Here is a 16,035-nt window from a genome sequence, read left to right as displayed (position 1 = left end):
GTGTCTGGCGCGCGGCGTGACTGGCGAGTCACGCACGGACCGACAAGTTAGGAGTCAAGCAGTGGGTTGAGGATCACGCAAGTGCCGGCTGGGTGAAATTGTGACTTTTGTCGCCGGGCGGTCGTATGACGTCCGGACAGTGCCTGAAGCGGCCTAGACCGAGGCGATTTCCGTAGCCGTGAGTGCCCGGAATTCACCCGGCGCCAAGCCTGGATCGAGCTGGATCGCGCCCATGGTTTCCCGGTGCAACCCTACAACCTTGTTGTCGAAGTAGCCGAACATGCGCTTGACCTGGTGATAACGCCCTTCAATGATGGCCAGCCTCGCCGTGCGCGGGCCAAGGATGTCCAGTTGCGCGGGGAGGGTGGTCAGGTCTTCGAAGGCGAAGTAGAAGCCTGTGCGAAACTTGTCGACGTAATGCGCGCCAATTTCATCTTCCGTTTCCACCAGGTAGTGCTTGGGCAGCTTGGTCGCCGGCTGGGTCAGGCGCCGCGACCATTGGCCGTCGTTGGTCAGGATCATCAGCCCGGTGGTGTTGTAGTCGAGCCGCCCGGCAATGTGCAGGTCCTCGCGCAACGGCGCAGGCAGCAAATCGAGTACGGTGCGGTGCTGTGGGTCGTGCGTGGCGCTGACGCAGCCGGCCGGTTTGTGCAGCATCAGGTAGCGCGCCGGGCGCCCCGCCTGGAGTAGTTGATCATCCACCTCGATACGGCTGAATTCGCGGACTTCAGCCCGTGGGTCGGCTACCGTTTTGCCATCCACCCGCACGCGGCGCTGTACCAGCAGCAGGCGTACTTGCTGGCGGTTATAGCTGGGCAGGTTGGCGAGGAAGCGGTCAAGGCGCATGGCATCGAGGACGTCGAGGGGAGGGGCGCGCAGTCTAGCGCTTTTCTGCCTCGACCTGGGCGGGCGCGTTCTCGGGCAGACCTGCCCCTGCGGCGCAGCGCGGGCAGAGGCAGGATTTGTCGCGCAGCTCGGTTGGCAGGGCCTTCAGAACTGCGGGGTCGATGTTCACGGCGTAGCACCAGCAGGCTGCTGGCGCAGTGCGCGGGTCGGCCAGGGTGCATTGGTTGAGGGCGCCGCAGGCAGGGCAGTGCTGGCTGTCATTCATACGCTAGTCCGGGGTGTTCAATGCAGGCACGGTTGCGGCCGGCCTGCTTGCATCGTCGAGGTGCTCATTCTAGTGATATGGCCGGAAAAAGACTGCAGGTTTATTGGGGTATCCAAGCTATTTCAAATTATTGCGCAAATGGCACTGCACGATGGCGACAATGTCTCAATCATTGTCGATGTTCGCTTTGGCTTCGACGCTCGGCAGCGCCGCTGTACGGGCACCCCAGCGGTCCAGGAGGCCGCCATGTCCTATCGAATTCTGTTGATCGCCCTGTTGGGCCTGATGACAACCGCCTGCGTGCCTTACCACGAGGGAGGCCGTTATTATCGTACGGATTACTACACCGCTGACCGGTATGCCTCGCCGGGTTATTACCGCCATGACCGCTATTACGTAGCCCCCCAACCGCGCTATTACTACCCGCCGGCACCGCGTTACTACCGGCCTGCGCCCGTGCCGCAATACCGTCCGCACCCGCAGCCGGGGATGAAGCAGTGGCATGGCAACCCGCGTCACGACTACGGCAACCGCCAGCGTTATGACTACGGCCGTGATCGTGACCGGCATGATTACCGCAACGATAGCCGGCGGTACCAGAACGACCGTTGGCACTCCAATGGACGGGGTGATGGTGACCGCCGTCCCGGTGGTGGCCGCAGTGGTGATCGCAACTGGCGACGGTGAAGGTTGACGGGGGCGCGCGGAGCGGCCCAGGTCAGGCAAGATCGGCCAACGGGTGGCGCCCCTCCCATACCTTCACAAAATGGGCTTCGACCACGGCCGCCGGCACTTGCGCAACATCCGGCCAGTGCCAGCGTGGGTGGTTGTCCTTGTCCAGCAGGCGGGCGCGCACGCCTTCGCTGAATTCGGGGTGACGGCAGCAATTGAGGCTCATGCTGTATTCCATCTGGAATACCTGGGCCAATGACAGGTGCCGGGCCCGACGGATCTGTTCCCAGACCAGGTGCGCCGTGAGCGGGCAGCCCTCCTGCAGGCGTTGGCCTGCATCAGCCAACAATGGGTCGTTATGCTGCCTGAGCCCCTCCAGTGCACGCCACGCGGCCGCCGGGTCGGCAACATCGAGCAGCGCATCGATCACCTGGCGCCGGGGCAGCCATTGCGCCTCCGGCAGTTCGGCATAGGCGCGGTGCTGTTCGGCCTTGAGCAGGCTGTTCAGCTGCAGGTCGGTCTGCTCTTGCCAGTTCAGTTGCAACAATTCTTCGATAAGCCCTTCTTGTTGATGCTCGCCAAAGAATCGGTCCGCCAGGCCCAGGTCGATGGCGTCCCGGGCATTGATGGGGGCGCCGGTCAGGCCCAGAAACAGCCCGAGCTTGCCCGGCAGGCGCGCCAGAAACCAGCTGGCGCCCACGTCGGGGTAGAGGCCAATGCTGATTTCTGGCATTGCCAGGCGGCTGCTAGGCGTGACTATGCGTATCCCCGCCCCCTGCAACAGCCCCATGCCGCCCCCCAGCACATGGCCGTGGCCCCAGCACAGCACCGGCTTGGGGTAGGTGTGCAGGAGATAGTCGAGGCGGTATTCGGCGGCAAAGAACGTGGCAGCCAGCGGTGGCACGCTGCCGGGGTGGTCGCGGCAGGCCTGGGCCAGAGCCCGTACATCGCCGCCGGCGCAGAATGCCTTGGCGCCGTTGCCACGCAGCAATACACAGACAACGCCCGGGTCGCGGGCCCAGTCTTGCAGGTATTCGCCGAGCACTTCGATCATCGGCAGGTTCAGGGCATTGAGCGCCTTGGGCGCATCCAGTGTGGCAATGCCGATGCGGGCGCCATCGGCGCCGGTGAGTACCTCGCAATGAATGGCCATGGACTACCTCGTTCAAGTCATCGCTCAAGTATGGCCTGCCTGGGCGATCATGCAGGCCATAGGTCAGACCGATTGACAAGGGGGGATGGCTTACCTAGTGTCGCGCCATTGTTTACGGATGGCCTCATGACTGACGACGATCGCATCAAACTTGAACCCGGCTGGAAAAACGCCCTGCGTGCCGAGTTCGATCAGCCCTACATGCACCAGCTGCGTGAGTTTCTGCGCCAGGAGTACGCCGCCGGCAAGGAAATCTACCCGCCAGGCCCGATGATCTTCAATGCGCTCAACTCCACCCCGCTTGAGCAGGTGAAAGTCGTCATTCTCGGCCAGGATCCGTATCACGGCCCGGGCCAGGCACACGGCCTGTGCTTCTCGGTGCAGCCGGGTGTGCCGACGCCGCCGTCGCTGGTCAACATCTACAAGGAGCTGCAGCGCGACCTGAACATTCCCATCGCCAGCCATGGTTACCTGCAGAGCTGGGCCGAGCAGGGAGTGCTGCTGCTCAACACCACCATGACCGTCGAACGCGCCAATGCCGCTTCGCATGCCAAGAAAGGCTGGGAATTCTTTACCGACCGGATCATCCAGGTGGTCAGCGAGCAGTGCCCGAATGTGGTGTTCCTGCTGTGGGGCGCGCATGCCCAGAGCAAGCAGAAACTGATCGATGGCACCAAGCACCTGGTGCTCAAATCGGTGCACCCGTCGCCACTGTCTGCGTACCGCGGGTTCTTGGGTTGTGGGCATTTCAGCCGGACCAACGGCTTCCTCGAACAGCGTGGCCTGGCGCCGATCAACTGGGCGTTACCGCCGCTTTAAGGGGCGAGCCGGTGCTCAGTGGCCGGCTTGCCGGCGATCACCTGCAAAGCTTTCAGTGCTGGCCTTTCACCCAGCATCTGAACAGCGGTTCGGCCAGAAACAGCACGAACAGCAAGCGCATCACCTGCAACGCCGTCACCAACGGCACCGACAGCTGCAATGTCTCTGCGGTCAGGCTCATCTCGGCAATGCCGCCCGGCATCATGCCCAGCGTCAGCGAGCGCAGATCCAGCGCAGTCATCACGCTCAACCCCCAGGCGGCAGTGCCCGCGATCAGCATGCACAGCGCCGTGGCGAGCAACGTGCGCAGCAAGAACGATGGAGCACGGCGGAAGAATGCGCGATTGAAGTGGCAGGCCAGGCCACTCCCGATCAGCCATTGGCCGATCTGGCTGGCACCGTCGGGCAGGGCGATCTGCAAGTTGCCCGCCAGGCTTAGCGTGGCGGCCACCAGCAGTGGCCCGAACAGCCAGGGGTTAGGCTGGCGCAAGCGCTGCCAGGCGAAACCGACCGCTACACCCAGCGGTGCGATCAGCGCCAGCCAGCCCCAGCTCACGCTGCCTGCATGATTGAGCGGCACACCGTCACCGATCAGGAACTTGAACAGCGCCGGTACGCACAGCACCACCGCCAGCACACGCAGGCTTTGCGCCGCCGCCACCTGGCTGAGCACCGCGCCGTTACGCGCGCCGAGGTTGACCATCTCACCGGAACCACCGGGCATGCTGGCAAAAAATGCCGTGGCACGGTCTTCGCCGGTACGCCGCAGCAGCCACACGCCAACCACGCTGGAAACGGTGGTCAGCAGTGCGGCAAAGAAGATCAGCACGAAATGGCTGGCGACCTGCTCGATCACGGCTGGGGTGAAGTGCAGGCCAATACCCAGGCCGATGATGCATTGGCCGCACTTGCGGCCATTGGGGATTTCCGAAAGCTGCCAGGGCGTCAGGCAGCGCACCAGGATGATCGCCAGCAATGAGCCGACCATCCAGGGCAAGGGCCAGCCGACCTGGCTGGCGAGATACCCGCCCGCCAGGCCGACCAGCCCTGTCGCCCAGTACAGCGGCAACGACCGATCAGGCATCGGCCATCGCCCGACGCTGCAGGCTACGTTTGCGCCAGATACGCAGCAGCGGCAGGCAGAGCATGCACACCACCAGTACCCAGATGCCCATGCTGATCGAGCTCGACCACAGAATGCCCAGCTCGCCATTGGAAATCGACAGCGCACGGCGCAGGTTCTGCTCCATCAGGCCGCCCAAGATGAAGCCGAGCAGGATAGGCGACAGCGGGAAGTCCAGCTTGCGCAGGATGTAGCCCATGATGCCGATCCCGACCATCAGGAACAGGTCGAAGGTAGTGGCGTGCACCGCGTACACACCGATCGCGGTGATGATCGCGATCACCGGTACCAGCGCCCAGTTAGGCACGGCGAGGATGCGAGTGAAGATGCGGATCATCGGTATGTTCAGGATCACCAGCATGATGTTGGCGACGAACAGCGAAGCGATCAGCCCCCAGACAATGTCAGGTTGCTGTTCGAACAGCAGAGGGCCGGGGGTGATGTTGTACAGGGTCAGTGCACCGATCATCACCGCCGTGGTGCCCGACCCGGGAACACCCAGGGTCAGCATCGGCACCAGCGCGCCGCAGCAGGATGCGCCGATGGCTGTTTCCGGGGCAGCCAGGCCACGGGCATCGCCCTTGCCGAACTTGCCGCTTTCCCCAGCGATGCGCTTCTCGCTCATGTAGGCCACGGCGCTGGCCAAGGTCGCTCCCGCACCTGGCAGCACGCCCATGATGAACCCAAGCAGGCCGCAGCGGATGTTGACGACGAACACCGAGGCCGCTTCCTTGAAGTTGAACAGCATGCGCCCTGTGGCCTTGACCGCTTGATGCCCATGATGAGTCTTCTCCAGCAGCAGCAGGATTTCGCTGATCGAGAACAGGCCCAGCACCAGCACCACGAACTGGATACCGTCGGCCAGGTGCACGCTGTCACCGGTGAAGCGGTATACGCCACTGTTGGCGTCGATACCGACCGCTGACAGGAACAGGCCGATCAGTGCGGCGATGAAAGTCTTCAGCGGTTTGTCCCCGGCCATGCCGCCCAGAGCAACGATGGCGAACACCATCAGCACGAAGTATTCCGCCGGCCCGAAGGCAATCGCCCATTTCGCCAGCAGCGGGGCGAACAGCACCATGCCGCAGGTGGCGATGAGTGCGCCGATGAACGAACTCCACGCCGACAGCGACAGGGCAACGCCAGCCAGGCCGTTGCGGGCCATCGGGTAGCCGTCGAGGGTGGTCATCACGGTCGAGGCCTCGCCCGGGATGTTCAGCAGGATCGAGCTGATCCGCCCGCCGTATTCGCAGCCCAGGTACACCGCTGCCAACAGGATCAGTGCCGATTCCGGGGGCAGGCCGAGGGCGAAGGCGATCGGGATCAGCAGCGCCACGCCGTTGATCGGGCCCAAGCCCGGCAGCAGGCCGACCACGGTGCCGATCAGGGTGCCCGAAAGGGCGGTAACCAGGTTGTAGGGGCTCAGGGCGACGCCGAAGCCCTGGCCCAGGTAGCTCAAGGTATCCATCTGTCAGTTCTCCAGTACGCTCAGCAGGCCGAGGGGCAGGGGCACATCCATCACGCGGTCGAACAGCCAGTAGAGGAACAGGCTCATGCCCACCACCACCAGGGTGCTGCGTAACCAGCGGCCGCCGTACAAGCGGGCCATAGGGATGCCAACCAAGATGGCGCTGAGGATGAAGCCCAAGGCTTCAAAGGTGCTGGCGAAGAGCAGCAGCAGGCCGACGCAGGCGGCAATCTTGGTCAGGGTTGCGCGGTCTAGCGCAGGCTCGTCGTCCTTGTGCACGATGGGCGTGGGGCGTATGGCGAGATAGAGCAGGCCCAGGCTCATCAGCCCAAGCATCAACAGCGGGTAGGCACGTGGGCCGACCGGTTCGTAGGAAAAGGCCGCCTGGTAGGGCCAGGCCATCACGGCCAGGACGGCGCACAGCGCCAGCAAAGCCAGGGCGAAGATGCGTTGCAGGATCATTGGGAATCCTCATTGAGGTTGCAGTGGCCGTACTGGCCCCTTCGCCGGCAAGCCGGCGATGGGGCCAGTACATGCACCCAGGCTTACTGAACCAGGCCGAATTCCTTGGCCAGTGCCTTGTAGTCCGCCACTTGCTTCTTCACATAGGTGTCCAGTTCGTCACCTGTCATGGCGAACGGGAACAGCTCGCGCTGGTCACGCAGCTTGGCGAAGTCTTCAGAGGCGAGCATCTTGTCGAAGGAGTCCTTCCACCAGGCGTACTCTTCATCGCTCACTTTCGGCCCAAGGTAGAAACCGCGCACAACCGGCCAGACGATGTCGTAACCCTGTTCCTTGGCGGTGGGGATGTCTTTCATCTCCGGCTCGTCCAGGCGGTTTTCCGAGAACACCGCAAGGATGCGCATGTTGCCGCTCTGGATGTGTGGCATGGAGTCGGAGATGTCGGTGGAGCCGACCTGGATGTGGCCACCTAGCAGCGCGGTGGCGATTTCACCGCCCCCTTCCAGGGCCACATAGCGCAGATCGCGGGGGTTGATGCCGGCGGCCTTGGCGATAAGAGCAGTCTGCATCCAGTCCTGGCTGCCGACGGTGCCACCGGAGCCGATCACCACCTTGCTCGGATCTTTTTTCAACGCCGCGACCAGGTCATCGAGGGTCTTGTAGGGGGAATCGCTTTTCACGGCGATGGCGCCGTAGCTGGTGCCGACCGCCGCCAGCCATTTCACGGCATTTTCGTCGAAGCGGCCGAACTTGCCCTGGGCCAGGTTGAGCAAGGAGCCGCTGGACCACGCCACCAGCGTGCCGGCATCGCCCGGGCGCTGCGCTACCACGGCGTTGTAGGCCACTGCGCCGACACCGCCTGGCATGTAGGTGACGCGCATTGGTTTGCTGAGGATCTTTTCCTGCACAAGGGCGCTTTGCACCAGTTTGCAGGTCAGGTCGAAACCGCCGCCGGGCGAGGCCGGGGCGATGCATTCGGGGCGTTTGGGTTCGGCGGCGAGGGCATTGCCGGCCAGCAGCAGGCAGCCGGTAGCCAGGGCGAGGCGGCGCAGTGAAAAGGTCATCGTCTATCTCCGTGAGCGTTGTTGTTATGGGTTACCACAGGGCGACGCTGTAGCTCACCAGCAGCCGCACTTCGTCGGCATCGCGGGCGAAATTCGAACGGAAGGTGGCGTTGCGCAGGCGCACGGCGACGTTTTTCAACGGGCCGCTTTGTACCACGTACTTGAACTCGGTATTGCGCTCCCACTCCTTGCCCTCGCTGCCATCGGCGCGGCTGACGTTGTCGCCGTTGATGTAGCGGGTCATGAAGGTCAGGCCAGGGACGCCCAGCGCTGCGAAGTTGTAGTCGTAGCGCACTTGCCAGGAGCGCTCGTCGGCGCCGGCGAAGTCGTTGATCTGCACGAAGTTGACCAGGTACGGGTTGGCACCATCGACATAAGGGAAGGCGCTGTCACCTGACAGATGCTGGTAGGCGGCGCTCACCTTGTGCCCGCCCAAGGCATAGCTGAATATGCCGTTGACGGTGGTGTTGTCGATGTTGCCGGCCTTGGCCTGGCCCTGATCATCACTCACTGCCAGGCGCAGGTCTGCCCCGAAGGTGCCCGGGCCCCAAGGCTGGGTGGCGACCATGCCGAGGAAGTGCTGGCGGTAGATGTCGTCGAGCTGGCCGAAGTGGTAGCTGCCGGTGATGCGATCGGTGAATTGGTAGTCGACGCCCGCCAGGTCGAGGTTGTCTGCCGCGAACGTGCCGCCGAAGCGACCGTTCTTGTTGTTCAGGGTCAGGTCTTCCCAGTTGGTGTCGTTGCGATCCTTGACCTTTTCCAGGCGCCCGCCGGTGAAGGTGAGGTTCTGGATTTCTTTCGAGGTGACCAGGCCGCCCTCGAAGGTCTGCGGCAGGATGCGCCCGTCGTTGGGCTGCAGGGTCGGCAGTTCGGGGATCAGTGAGCCGATTTTCAGTTCGGTCTCGGACACTTTCACTTTGCCGGTCAGGCCGAGCTTGGAGTACTCATCGGCGGCCTTGCCATCATCGTGGGTCGGCAACAGGCCGGAGCCTGCGCGGTCGGGGCTTGAGTCGAGCTTGATGCCGAGCATGCCCAGGGCGTCCAGGCCAAAGCCCACGGGGCCGTCGGTGTAGCCGGACTCGAAGTTGAGCATCAGGCCCTGGGCCCACTCTTCGCGCTTGGATTGCTGTGCACTGGTGCCGTCGCGGAAGTCGCGGTTGAAGTACATGTTGCGGGTTTCGAAGGTTGCCGTGCTGTCTTCGAAGAAGGCGGCCTGGCTCATCGGGGCGACGCCGGCAAGCGCAAGGGCGCAGGCATAGGCGTATGGGCGTGCGGATGGGGAACGGGTAGGCGCGAACGCCTGCGGCTGCGATGACAGCATCGGGGATGACTCCGTTATTGTTCTTATTCGTTGCACCTTGCTGGTGCTTTATTTCGGCGCGTGGGGCGACCGTGGTGCGATGCTAGGTAACGAACCTTTCGCTAACCTTTCAGCCTGAAAGGTTTGTTACAAGGGGCTTCACAGACCGGGCTACAGCGGTACACTCCGCGCCACCGCCCCACCCGAGCAGGGAGAATCCGATGCGTGTGCTGCTGGTCGAAGACCACGTACAACTGGCCGAAAGCGTGGCCCAGGCCCTGAAGAGCCATGGTTTGACCGTGGATGTGCTGCATGACGGCGTGGCCGCCGATCTGGCTCTGGCCAGCGAGGAGTACGCCGTTGCCGTGCTCGATGTGGGCCTGCCGCGCATGGACGGCTTTGAGGTGCTGGCCCGCCTGCGCGGGCGCGGCAAGACCCTGCCGGTGTTGATGCTGACGGCGCGCAGCGATGTGAAGGACCGGGTGCATGGCCTGAACCTGGGCGCCGACGATTACCTGGCCAAGCCCTTCGAGCTGACCGAACTGGAAGCACGGGTCAAGGCCCTGCTGCGCCGCAGCGTGCTCGGCGGCGAGCGCCAGCAGCGCTGCGGCCCGCTGGTGTATGACCTTGATACCCGACGGTTCGCCCTGGGCGAGGACAACCTGACCCTGACCTCCCGTGAGCAGAGCGTACTTGAGGCGCTGATCGCACGCCCCGGCCGGGTGATGAGCAAGGAGCAATTGGCCGCCCAGGTCTTCGGCCTGGACGAAGAGGCCAGCCCCGACGCCATCGAAATCTACATCCACCGCCTGCGCAAGAAGCTCGACGGCCAGTCGGTGGCCATTGTCACGTTCCGTGGCCTCGGCTACCTGCTCGAGCACCGCGATGCGTGACAATGGCAGCCTGCGCGGGCGCTTGCTGGGCAACCTGGCGCTGTTGCTGGTAGTGCTGATGCTGGCCAGCGGCCTGAGCGCCTACTGGAATGGCCGCGAGGCGGCCGATACCGCCTACGACCGTACTTTGCTGGCATCGGCGCGGACCATCGCTGCCGGCCTATCCCAGCGCGACGGCACGCTCAGCGCGGACGTGCCCTACGTGGCGCTGGACACGTTTGCCTACGACAGCGCCGGGCGCATTTACTACCAGGTGCTGGACATCAACCAGAAACTGATCTCGGGCTACGAGAACCTGCCGCCACCCCCGCCGGGCACACCGCGTACCGACGATTACCCGGCGCTGGCGCGCTTCTACAACGCCACCTACCTCGGGCAGGACGTGCGCGTGGTCAGTCTGCTCAAGGCGGTCAGCGAGCCAAACATGAACGGCATGGCTGAAATCCGTGTGGCCGAGACGGAGGAGGCGCGGGTGAGGATGGCGCGCGGGCTGATGGCCGATACCCTGCTGCGCCTGGGCATGCTGGCGCTGGGGGCATTGGGGATGGTCTGGTTCGCCGTGAGTGCGGCGCTGCGCCCGCTGGAGCGTCTGCGCAAAGCCGTGGAAGAGCGCCAGCCGGATGACCTGCGCGCGCTGCCGCGGGTGCAGGTGCAGCGTGAGCTTGACCCGCTGGTGCGTGCATTGAATCACTTCACCGAACGCTTGCGAGGGCAGTTCGAGCGCCAGGCGCAGTTCATTGCCGAGGCCGCCCACGAACTGCGCACGCCATTGGCAGCGCTCAAGGCGCGGGTCGAGTTGGGCTTGCGCTCGAAGCAGCCCGAACAGTGGCACCAGACGCTGGAGTCTGCCGCCCAAGGCACTGACAGGCTGACCCATCTGGCCAACCAGCTTTTATCGTTGGCACGGGTGGAAAATGGCGCTCGGGCAATCGCCGAAGGTGGCGCTCAGCGCCTGGACCTGAGTCAGCTGGCACGCGAGCTGGGCATGGCGATGGCACCGCTGGCGCATAAACGGGGCGTGGCCCTGGCGCTGGAGGCCGCGGCGCCGGTGTGGCTCAAGGGGGAGCCGACGCTGCTCAACGAGTTGCTCAGCAACCTGGTGGACAACGCGCTGGCACATACCCCGGCGGGCGGTAATGTGATCTTGCGGGTTCTGGCGCCAGCGGTACTGGAGGTCGAAGATGATGGCCCGGGTATCCCCGAGGATGAGCGCGAGCGGGTATTCGAGCGCTTCTATCGCCGCAGTGCCCAGGGAACTGGCTTGGGGTTGGCGATTGTGGGTGAGATCTGTCGCGCGCACCTGGCGCAGATCAGTCTGCATGACGGCGAGAATGGGGGGTTGAAAGTGCGAGTGAGTTTTATCGCTGACTGATGGCTTGCCTGTGCAGAACCTTTGGCGGGCAAGACGCTGGCTAGCGCAGCATGCTCCGCGCTTCCAGCAGTTCGCCAATCTCCAGTTCCGTGCCAAACGGCAACCCCAGGTGCCGATAGGCCGGCAACGCCGCCAGCGGCCGGCTGCGTCCGCGCTGGCTGAGGCAGCGGGCAATCTGCACCACGTCGATGTAGTCCACTTTGTCGGTGCGCCGGTCCAGGTCTTGAACCTGGCTTGGCAAGTTGACCAGTTGCTCGGGGAACTCCCATGACGAAAGTATCTTGTCGCCCAGCACAGGCTGGATCTGCTCGATCACGTAGTGCAGGCATACCGGGTCGGAGAGCAGTTCGTTGTGCTCTTCGGCGTAGATCAGCACCGGCAGCGCGCCGATCTGGTTGACCAGGCCGCCGAGGGTGGCCTGGTCAGGCTTGAGGTGGGTAAAGCGGCGGCAGATTTCGTAGCTGATGCCCGCGACTTCGAGGCTGTTTGCCCAGATATCCCTCAATTTTTGCTCAACTGCCGATGAGCGTGCATGAAAGATCTGCTCGATCACCAGGCCGATGGCCAGGTTGCAGCTGTAGTTGATACCCAGGCGGGTGATGGCCGTGTGCAGGTCGGTGACCTCGATCGCCGCCCGCAGCAGCGGGCTGTTCACCACCTTGATCAGGCGGGCGGAGAGGGCAGCATCGCGGCCAATCACCTTGCTCAGCGCAGCAACGCTGATTTCCGTGTCCTCGGCAGCCTCGCGGATGCTCAGGGCAACTTCCGGAAGGGTCGGCAGAACCAGGTCATCGTTGGCGATGGCAGCCAGCAACTGTGCTTGAACCATCTCGGCCAGCTTGTTCATGTACTTCTCTACAGCAGGGGTGGCGGGCTGGTCAGCGCTGGATTTCCCGGTCGCGATCCAGTTCGTAAGGCAGGCTCGAGACCTGCAGGCGTGGGCCTTGCAGGCTGCCCAGGTGCAGGTTGTCGTCTTCCACGGCCTCGGCACTGAGTACCGCAAGCAGCTCGCAGCCCTGGCCCGTGCTGGCCGCGATGACCACTTCCCCGACCGATGAACCATGGGTCGGCGAGAAGATTTGCGCACCCGGTGCAGGAATATCCTGCTGGTCCAGCAGCAAGCGGTACTGACGTCGCTTGAGCTTGCCCAGGTACTGCATGCGGGCGACGATTTCCTGGCCGGTGTAGCAGCCCTTCTTGAAACTCACGCCATCGACCGCCTGCAAATTGATCATTTGCGGGATGAACAGCTCACGGGTCGGGCCCATGACCTGGCCGATGCCGGCACGGACCTGCCCCAGCAGCCAGTCGTTGAGAGGCCCTTGCGGCAATGCGCTTGCCAGTTGTTCACGCACGCTGGCGGCGGCGTCCGCCGGTACCCAAAGTTCCACGCGACCTTCGGAGACGGCCACGGCGATCAGGCCTTCATGGCGTTCGGTGGCGCCGGCGCTGGTCGGCACCTTCAAACCCAGAGTCCGCAGCGCCGCATCACCGCCCTGCAGGCCGAAACGCGCCCAGGCGGCGCTTTCGTCGCTGAGCGTGGCTTTGGAAAACACGGCGTATTTTTTCAGGTCGGCCAGCTGCGCCTCGAGCAGTTCGCTGGCCATGGCCAGCAGGTAGCCGTTGCCTTCGGGCAGGATGCGGAAGCTCGACTGCATGCGCCCCTTGACCATGCAGCGGGCGCCAAGGCTTGCGTGCTCGGGGCTGAGGTAGTTGATGTTGCAGGTCAACTGGCCCTGCAGGAACTTGCCGGCGTCGGAGCCGCGGACGGCGAGGATGCCCTCGTGGGACAGGGGGCTGTAGAAAGCGGAATCGGCCATGGGGGATCGCGGTGGCTAAAGACTGGCGGCCATCATAGAACGCCAGTAACAAAATAGGTAGGTGACTAGACCAACGCCTCGTGCCGCTTCGTGCGCCTGGCTGTATACTGGCCGCCCATTTGAGGAGGGCCCCATGGTCGAACAAACTGAACTCAACCGGCTTTTCTGGCACAGCCGCCGCGGCATGCTGGAACTCGACGTACTGCTGGTGCCTTTCACCCAGGAGGTCTACCCGACCCTGAGCGAAGCCGATCGCGAACTCTACGTTCGCCTGTTGAGCTGTGAGGATCAGGACATGTTCGGCTGGTTCATGGAGCGCACCGAGTCCGAAGACCCGGAGCTGCAGCGCATGGTCCGCATCATTCTGGACCGTGTCCAGCCCAAGTGAGTGTTTCGAGTGCCGTTGGCAGGGCTCGCGCCTGCTGCTGACGGCCTACCTGATCTGCCAGGTGCTGGCGTTGCTTGCCTTGTGGCTGAGTGCGCTGCCCTGGTGGCTTTCCCTTCCTGCCTCCGTCGCTTGTCTGGCCCATGCCTGCTGGGTGATCCCCCGACGCATACTGCTGACCCATGCTCAAGCCGTCACTGGCCTGCGCCGGGATGCTTGCGGCTGGCAGCTTTTCAGCCGTGCCGGGGGCTGGCAGGCGGTGCGTCTGTGTCGCGACAGCGTGGCGCTGCCGGGCCTGGTGGTATTGCGGTTCGCAAGGCCTGGGCGCTGGTTGGGCGAGAGCCAGTGTGTTGTCGGCGATGCCCTGGCGGCGGATCAGCATCGGCGTCTGCGGGTACGGCTGAAATTCAGTCGGCGCAGGTGGGCTGAGGTCGCGGCACGCTAGTCAGGTGCCGCGTCGCCCCTTTGCGGTTTTACCCGCGAAGGGGCATCGATCTTCAGGCTGGGCTCAGTATGGTGTCCTTGGCCTCAGCCAGCATCCCGGGGTAATCCAGGGTGTAGTGCAACCCGCGGCTTTCCTTGCGCTGCATGGCCGAGCGGATCATTAGCTCCGCCACCTGTGCCAGGTTGCGCAACTCGATCAGGTCGCGGCTGACCTTGTAGTTGCTGTAGAACTCGTCGATCTCGTCCAGCAGCAGGCGCACGCGGTGCTCGGCACGCTGCAGGCGCTTGCTGGTGCGCACGATACCCACGTAGTCCCACATGAACCGCCGCAGTTCGTCCCAGTTGTGCGCAATGATCACATCCTCATCCGAGTCGGTGACCTGGCTGGCATCCCAGCAGGGCAGGGCTTTGGGCATGGCAATCTGCGCCAGACGGGCCTCGATGTCCGCGGCAGCGGAACGGCCGTAGACGAAACACTCGAGCAGCGAGTTGCTGGCCATGCGGTTGGCGCCGTGCAGGCCGGTGAAGCTGGTCTCGCCGATGGCGTACAGGCCCGGGACGTCGGTATGACCGCGATCGTCGACCACCACCCCGCCACAGGTGTAGTGGGCGGCGGGCACTACCGGGATCGGCTGACGGGTGATGTCGATACCGAAGGCCAGGCAACGCTCATAGACCGTCGGGAAATGGCTTTTGATGAAGTCGGCCGGCTTGTGCGTGATGTCCAGGTAGACGCAGTCCACGCCCAGGCGCTTCATCTCATGGTCGATGGCCCGGGCTACGATGTCGCGCGGAGCCAGTTCTTCGCGTGGGTCGAAGCGCGGCATGAAGCGTTCACCATTGGGCAGGCGCAGCAGGGCGCCTTCGCCGCGCAGGGCTTCGGTGATCAGGAAACTCTTGGCCTGCGGATGGTAGAGGCAGGTGGGATGGAACTGGTTGAATTCCAGATTCGCAACCCGACAGCCGGCGCGCCAGGCCATGGCGATGCCATCGCCGCAGGCACCATCGGGGTTGCTGGTATACAGGTAGACCTTGGCGGCGCCGCCGGTGGCAAGCACGGTAAATCGCGCCCCGAAGGTGTCCACCTCACCACTGTTGCGGTTCAGCACGTAGGCGCCCAGGCACCGCGCGCCTGGCAAGCCCAGGCGCCGCTCGGTAATCAGGTCGACCGCCACTCGTTGCTCAAGCAGTTCGATGTTGGGGCGTTTGCGGGCTTGCTCCAGCAACGTGGTGAAAATGGCTGCGCCCGTGGCATCGGCGGCATGGATGATGCGCCGGTGGCTGTGCCCGCCTTCGCGGGTCAGGTGAAATTCGAAGCCGCCATCGTCAACGCTGGAGTGCTCATCGCGGGTAAAGGGCACGCCCTGTTCGATCAGCCACTCAATGGCTTCGCGGCTGTGCTCGACGGTGAATCGCACGGCATCTTCGTGGCACAGCCCGCCGCCGGCATTGAGAGTGTCCTCGACATGGGACTGCACGGTATCGGTGTCGTCCAGTACCGCGGCCACGCCACCTTGGGCCCAGAAAGTCGAGCCATTGGCCAGGTCGCCCTTGCTCAGTACGGCGATGCGCAGGTGGGCGGGAAGGTTGAGTGCCAGGCTGAGACCGGCTGCGCCGCTGCCGATCACCAGGACATCATGTTGGAATTGTTGGCTCATGTCGGGACACTAGTAATCTTCGGAGGGGGCACGGCACAATAGACACGCGTAGATGGCATTGTGAAACTATCGTGAATAGAGGCCGGGTTGCCTTTATAGCAGCCTGCGGTGGCCAATTTCCATGCCACTTGCGACGTTAGGGCAATCTTCGTGGGAACTTTCCTACATGGCTGGAAATCCTATGAAGGCTGCCCGTGCGCCATCATTTCGCGCGGCGACGCGTGGCGGCGGCTCTATCCGGGCTGACACCTGCGTATCCGAAACCTGATTATCGACGCTGCCGGCCGTGCC

17 protein-coding genes are annotated in these 16,035 nt (G+C 63.8%); 6 read left to right on the top strand and 11 right to left on the bottom strand.

All coding sequences use genetic code 11. The annotated features are described in order from the left end of the window. Positions 1-153: 153 nt before the first annotated feature. Positions 154-846, bottom strand: a complete 693-nt coding sequence (locus tag EGJ09_RS14620) for a pseudouridine synthase (RefSeq protein ID WP_046784934.1) — start codon at positions 844-846, stop codon at positions 154-156. Positions 847-880: 34 nt separating this feature from the next. Continuing rightward, positions 881-1,111 carry a cysteine-rich CWC family protein gene (locus tag EGJ09_RS14615; RefSeq protein ID WP_046784935.1) on the bottom strand — a complete coding sequence of 77 codons (231 nt, stop codon included), beginning with the start codon at positions 1,109-1,111 and terminating at the stop codon, positions 881-883. A 246-nt stretch (positions 1,112-1,357) separates the two neighbouring features. Between EGJ09_RS14615 and EGJ09_RS14610 the strand changes: the two genes are divergently transcribed. Further along, positions 1,358-1,798: a hypothetical protein gene (locus EGJ09_RS14610; protein ID WP_125924245.1), complete on the top strand. Its 441-nt coding sequence runs from the start codon at positions 1,358-1,360 to the stop codon at positions 1,796-1,798. A gap of 31 nt (positions 1,799-1,829) precedes the next feature. Here the strand turns inward: EGJ09_RS14610 and EGJ09_RS14605 are convergent, their stop codons facing one another. Continuing rightward, positions 1,830-2,936, bottom strand: a complete 1,107-nt coding sequence (locus EGJ09_RS14605; protein WP_119688346.1) for an enoyl-CoA hydratase/isomerase family protein — start codon at positions 2,934-2,936, stop codon at positions 1,830-1,832. A gap of 126 nt (positions 2,937-3,062) precedes the next feature. Here EGJ09_RS14605 and ung point away from each other — a divergent pair, with 126 nt between their 5' ends. Beyond that, positions 3,063-3,755, top strand: coding sequence for a uracil-DNA glycosylase (gene ung / locus EGJ09_RS14600; RefSeq protein ID WP_125924244.1), 693 nt, complete (start codon positions 3,063-3,065; stop codon positions 3,753-3,755). Positions 3,756-3,807: 52 nt separating this feature from the next. Here ung and EGJ09_RS14595 read toward each other — a convergent pair whose 3' ends face one another. The 5 genes from EGJ09_RS14595 to EGJ09_RS14575 form a co-directional block, all read right to left on the bottom strand. Beyond that, positions 3,808-4,839: an AbrB family transcriptional regulator gene (locus EGJ09_RS14595; RefSeq protein WP_119688347.1), complete on the bottom strand. Its 1,032-nt coding sequence runs from the start codon at positions 4,837-4,839 to the stop codon at positions 3,808-3,810. Next, complete coding sequence (locus EGJ09_RS14590) at positions 4,832-6,346, bottom strand: tripartite tricarboxylate transporter permease (protein WP_115273689.1); 1,515 nt, start codon at positions 6,344-6,346, stop codon at positions 4,832-4,834. Before EGJ09_RS14590 ends, EGJ09_RS14595 begins: the two co-directional genes overlap by 8 nt. A 3-nt stretch (positions 6,347-6,349) precedes the next feature. Continuing rightward, positions 6,350-6,808, bottom strand: a complete 459-nt coding sequence (locus EGJ09_RS14585) for a tripartite tricarboxylate transporter TctB family protein (RefSeq protein ID WP_115273690.1) — start codon at positions 6,806-6,808, stop codon at positions 6,350-6,352. 83 nt (positions 6,809-6,891) lie between these two features. Continuing rightward, positions 6,892-7,872 carry a tripartite tricarboxylate transporter substrate binding protein gene (locus EGJ09_RS14580; RefSeq protein ID WP_115273691.1) on the bottom strand — a complete coding sequence of 327 codons (981 nt, stop codon included), beginning with the start codon at positions 7,870-7,872 and terminating at the stop codon, positions 6,892-6,894. A 31-nt stretch (positions 7,873-7,903) separates the two neighbouring features. Beyond that, entirely contained in the window at positions 7,904-9,193 is a 1,290-nt protein-coding gene (locus EGJ09_RS14575; RefSeq protein WP_125924243.1) for an OprD family porin, read from the bottom strand. 200 nt (positions 9,194-9,393) lie between these two features. Here EGJ09_RS14575 and EGJ09_RS14570 point away from each other — a divergent pair, with 200 nt between their 5' ends. Then, a complete protein-coding gene (locus tag EGJ09_RS14570; RefSeq protein WP_012312981.1) occupies positions 9,394-10,065 on the top strand; it encodes a response regulator in 672 nt (223 codons plus the stop codon). Beyond that, positions 10,058-11,437, top strand: a complete 1,380-nt coding sequence (locus EGJ09_RS14565; RefSeq protein WP_046784942.1) for a sensor histidine kinase — start codon at positions 10,058-10,060, stop codon at positions 11,435-11,437. The genes EGJ09_RS14570 and EGJ09_RS14565 overlap by 8 nt, the downstream gene beginning before the upstream one ends. A gap of 40 nt (positions 11,438-11,477) precedes the next feature. On the opposite strand, the gene EGJ09_RS14560 is transcribed toward EGJ09_RS14565, so the two are convergent. Next, the gene (locus EGJ09_RS14560; RefSeq protein WP_046784943.1) at positions 11,478-12,284 is read right to left on the bottom strand and encodes an HDOD domain-containing protein; all 807 of its coding nucleotides are present in this window, start codon (positions 12,282-12,284) and stop codon (positions 11,478-11,480) included. 31 nt (positions 12,285-12,315) lie between these two features. Next, a complete protein-coding gene (locus EGJ09_RS14555) occupies positions 12,316-13,257 on the bottom strand; it encodes a folate-binding protein YgfZ (protein WP_046784944.1) in 942 nt (313 codons plus the stop codon). 133 nt (positions 13,258-13,390) lie between these two features. On the opposite strand from EGJ09_RS14555, the gene EGJ09_RS14550 reads away from it, so the two are divergent. Further along, on the top strand, positions 13,391-13,645 hold the full coding sequence (locus EGJ09_RS14550) for a succinate dehydrogenase assembly factor 2 (RefSeq protein WP_008094993.1): 255 nt from the start codon (positions 13,391-13,393) through the stop codon (positions 13,643-13,645). Beyond that, positions 13,629-14,087: a protein YgfX gene (locus tag EGJ09_RS14545; protein WP_046784945.1), complete on the top strand. Its 459-nt coding sequence runs from the start codon at positions 13,629-13,631 to the stop codon at positions 14,085-14,087. The genes EGJ09_RS14550 and EGJ09_RS14545 overlap by 17 nt, the downstream gene beginning before the upstream one ends. Positions 14,088-14,139: 52 nt before the next feature. On the opposite strand, the gene nadB is transcribed toward EGJ09_RS14545, so the two are convergent. Beyond that, positions 14,140-15,744 carry an L-aspartate oxidase gene (gene nadB, locus EGJ09_RS14540; protein WP_125924242.1) on the bottom strand — a complete coding sequence of 535 codons (1,605 nt, stop codon included), beginning with the start codon at positions 15,742-15,744 and terminating at the stop codon, positions 14,140-14,142. Positions 15,745-16,035 lie beyond the last annotated feature (291 nt).

The sequence above is a fragment of the Pseudomonas sp. p106 genome (assembly GCF_003936645.1).
In the GTDB taxonomy this organism is placed as follows: Bacteria; Pseudomonadota; Gammaproteobacteria; order Pseudomonadales; family Pseudomonadaceae; genus Aquipseudomonas; species Aquipseudomonas putida_E.
This window is presented reverse-complemented; position numbering and strand designations above follow the sequence as displayed.

Coding starts and splice junctions, on each gene's coding strand:
- nadB (WP_125924242.1), bottom strand. CDS start 15,744: ATGAGCCAACAATTCCAACATGATGTCCTGGTGATCGGCAGCGGCGCA.
- EGJ09_RS14550 (WP_008094993.1), top strand. CDS start 13,391: ATGGTCGAACAAACTGAACTCAACCGGCTTTTCTGGCACAGCCGCCGC.
- EGJ09_RS14620 (WP_046784934.1), bottom strand. CDS start 846: ATGCGCCTTGACCGCTTCCTCGCCAACCTGCCCAGCTATAACCGCCAG.
- EGJ09_RS14560 (WP_046784943.1), bottom strand. CDS start 12,284: ATGAACAAGCTGGCCGAGATGGTTCAAGCACAGTTGCTGGCTGCCATC.
- ung (WP_125924244.1), top strand. CDS start 3,063: ATGACTGACGACGATCGCATCAAACTTGAACCCGGCTGGAAAAACGCC.
- EGJ09_RS14590 (WP_115273689.1), bottom strand. CDS start 6,346: ATGGATACCTTGAGCTACCTGGGCCAGGGCTTCGGCGTCGCCCTGAGC.
- EGJ09_RS14585 (WP_115273690.1), bottom strand. CDS start 6,808: ATGATCCTGCAACGCATCTTCGCCCTGGCTTTGCTGGCGCTGTGCGCC.
- EGJ09_RS14565 (WP_046784942.1), top strand. CDS start 10,058: ATGCGTGACAATGGCAGCCTGCGCGGGCGCTTGCTGGGCAACCTGGCG.
- EGJ09_RS14605 (WP_119688346.1), bottom strand. CDS start 2,936: ATGGCCATTCATTGCGAGGTACTCACCGGCGCCGATGGCGCCCGCATC.
- EGJ09_RS14555 (WP_046784944.1), bottom strand. CDS start 13,257: ATGGCCGATTCCGCTTTCTACAGCCCCCTGTCCCACGAGGGCATCCTC.
- EGJ09_RS14595 (WP_119688347.1), bottom strand. CDS start 4,839: ATGCCTGATCGGTCGTTGCCGCTGTACTGGGCGACAGGGCTGGTCGGC.
- EGJ09_RS14610 (WP_125924245.1), top strand. CDS start 1,358: ATGTCCTATCGAATTCTGTTGATCGCCCTGTTGGGCCTGATGACAACC.
- EGJ09_RS14570 (WP_012312981.1), top strand. CDS start 9,394: ATGCGTGTGCTGCTGGTCGAAGACCACGTACAACTGGCCGAAAGCGTG.
- EGJ09_RS14580 (WP_115273691.1), bottom strand. CDS start 7,872: ATGACCTTTTCACTGCGCCGCCTCGCCCTGGCTACCGGCTGCCTGCTG.
- EGJ09_RS14575 (WP_125924243.1), bottom strand. CDS start 9,193: ATGCTGTCATCGCAGCCGCAGGCGTTCGCGCCTACCCGTTCCCCATCC.
- EGJ09_RS14615 (WP_046784935.1), bottom strand. CDS start 1,111: ATGAATGACAGCCAGCACTGCCCTGCCTGCGGCGCCCTCAACCAATGC.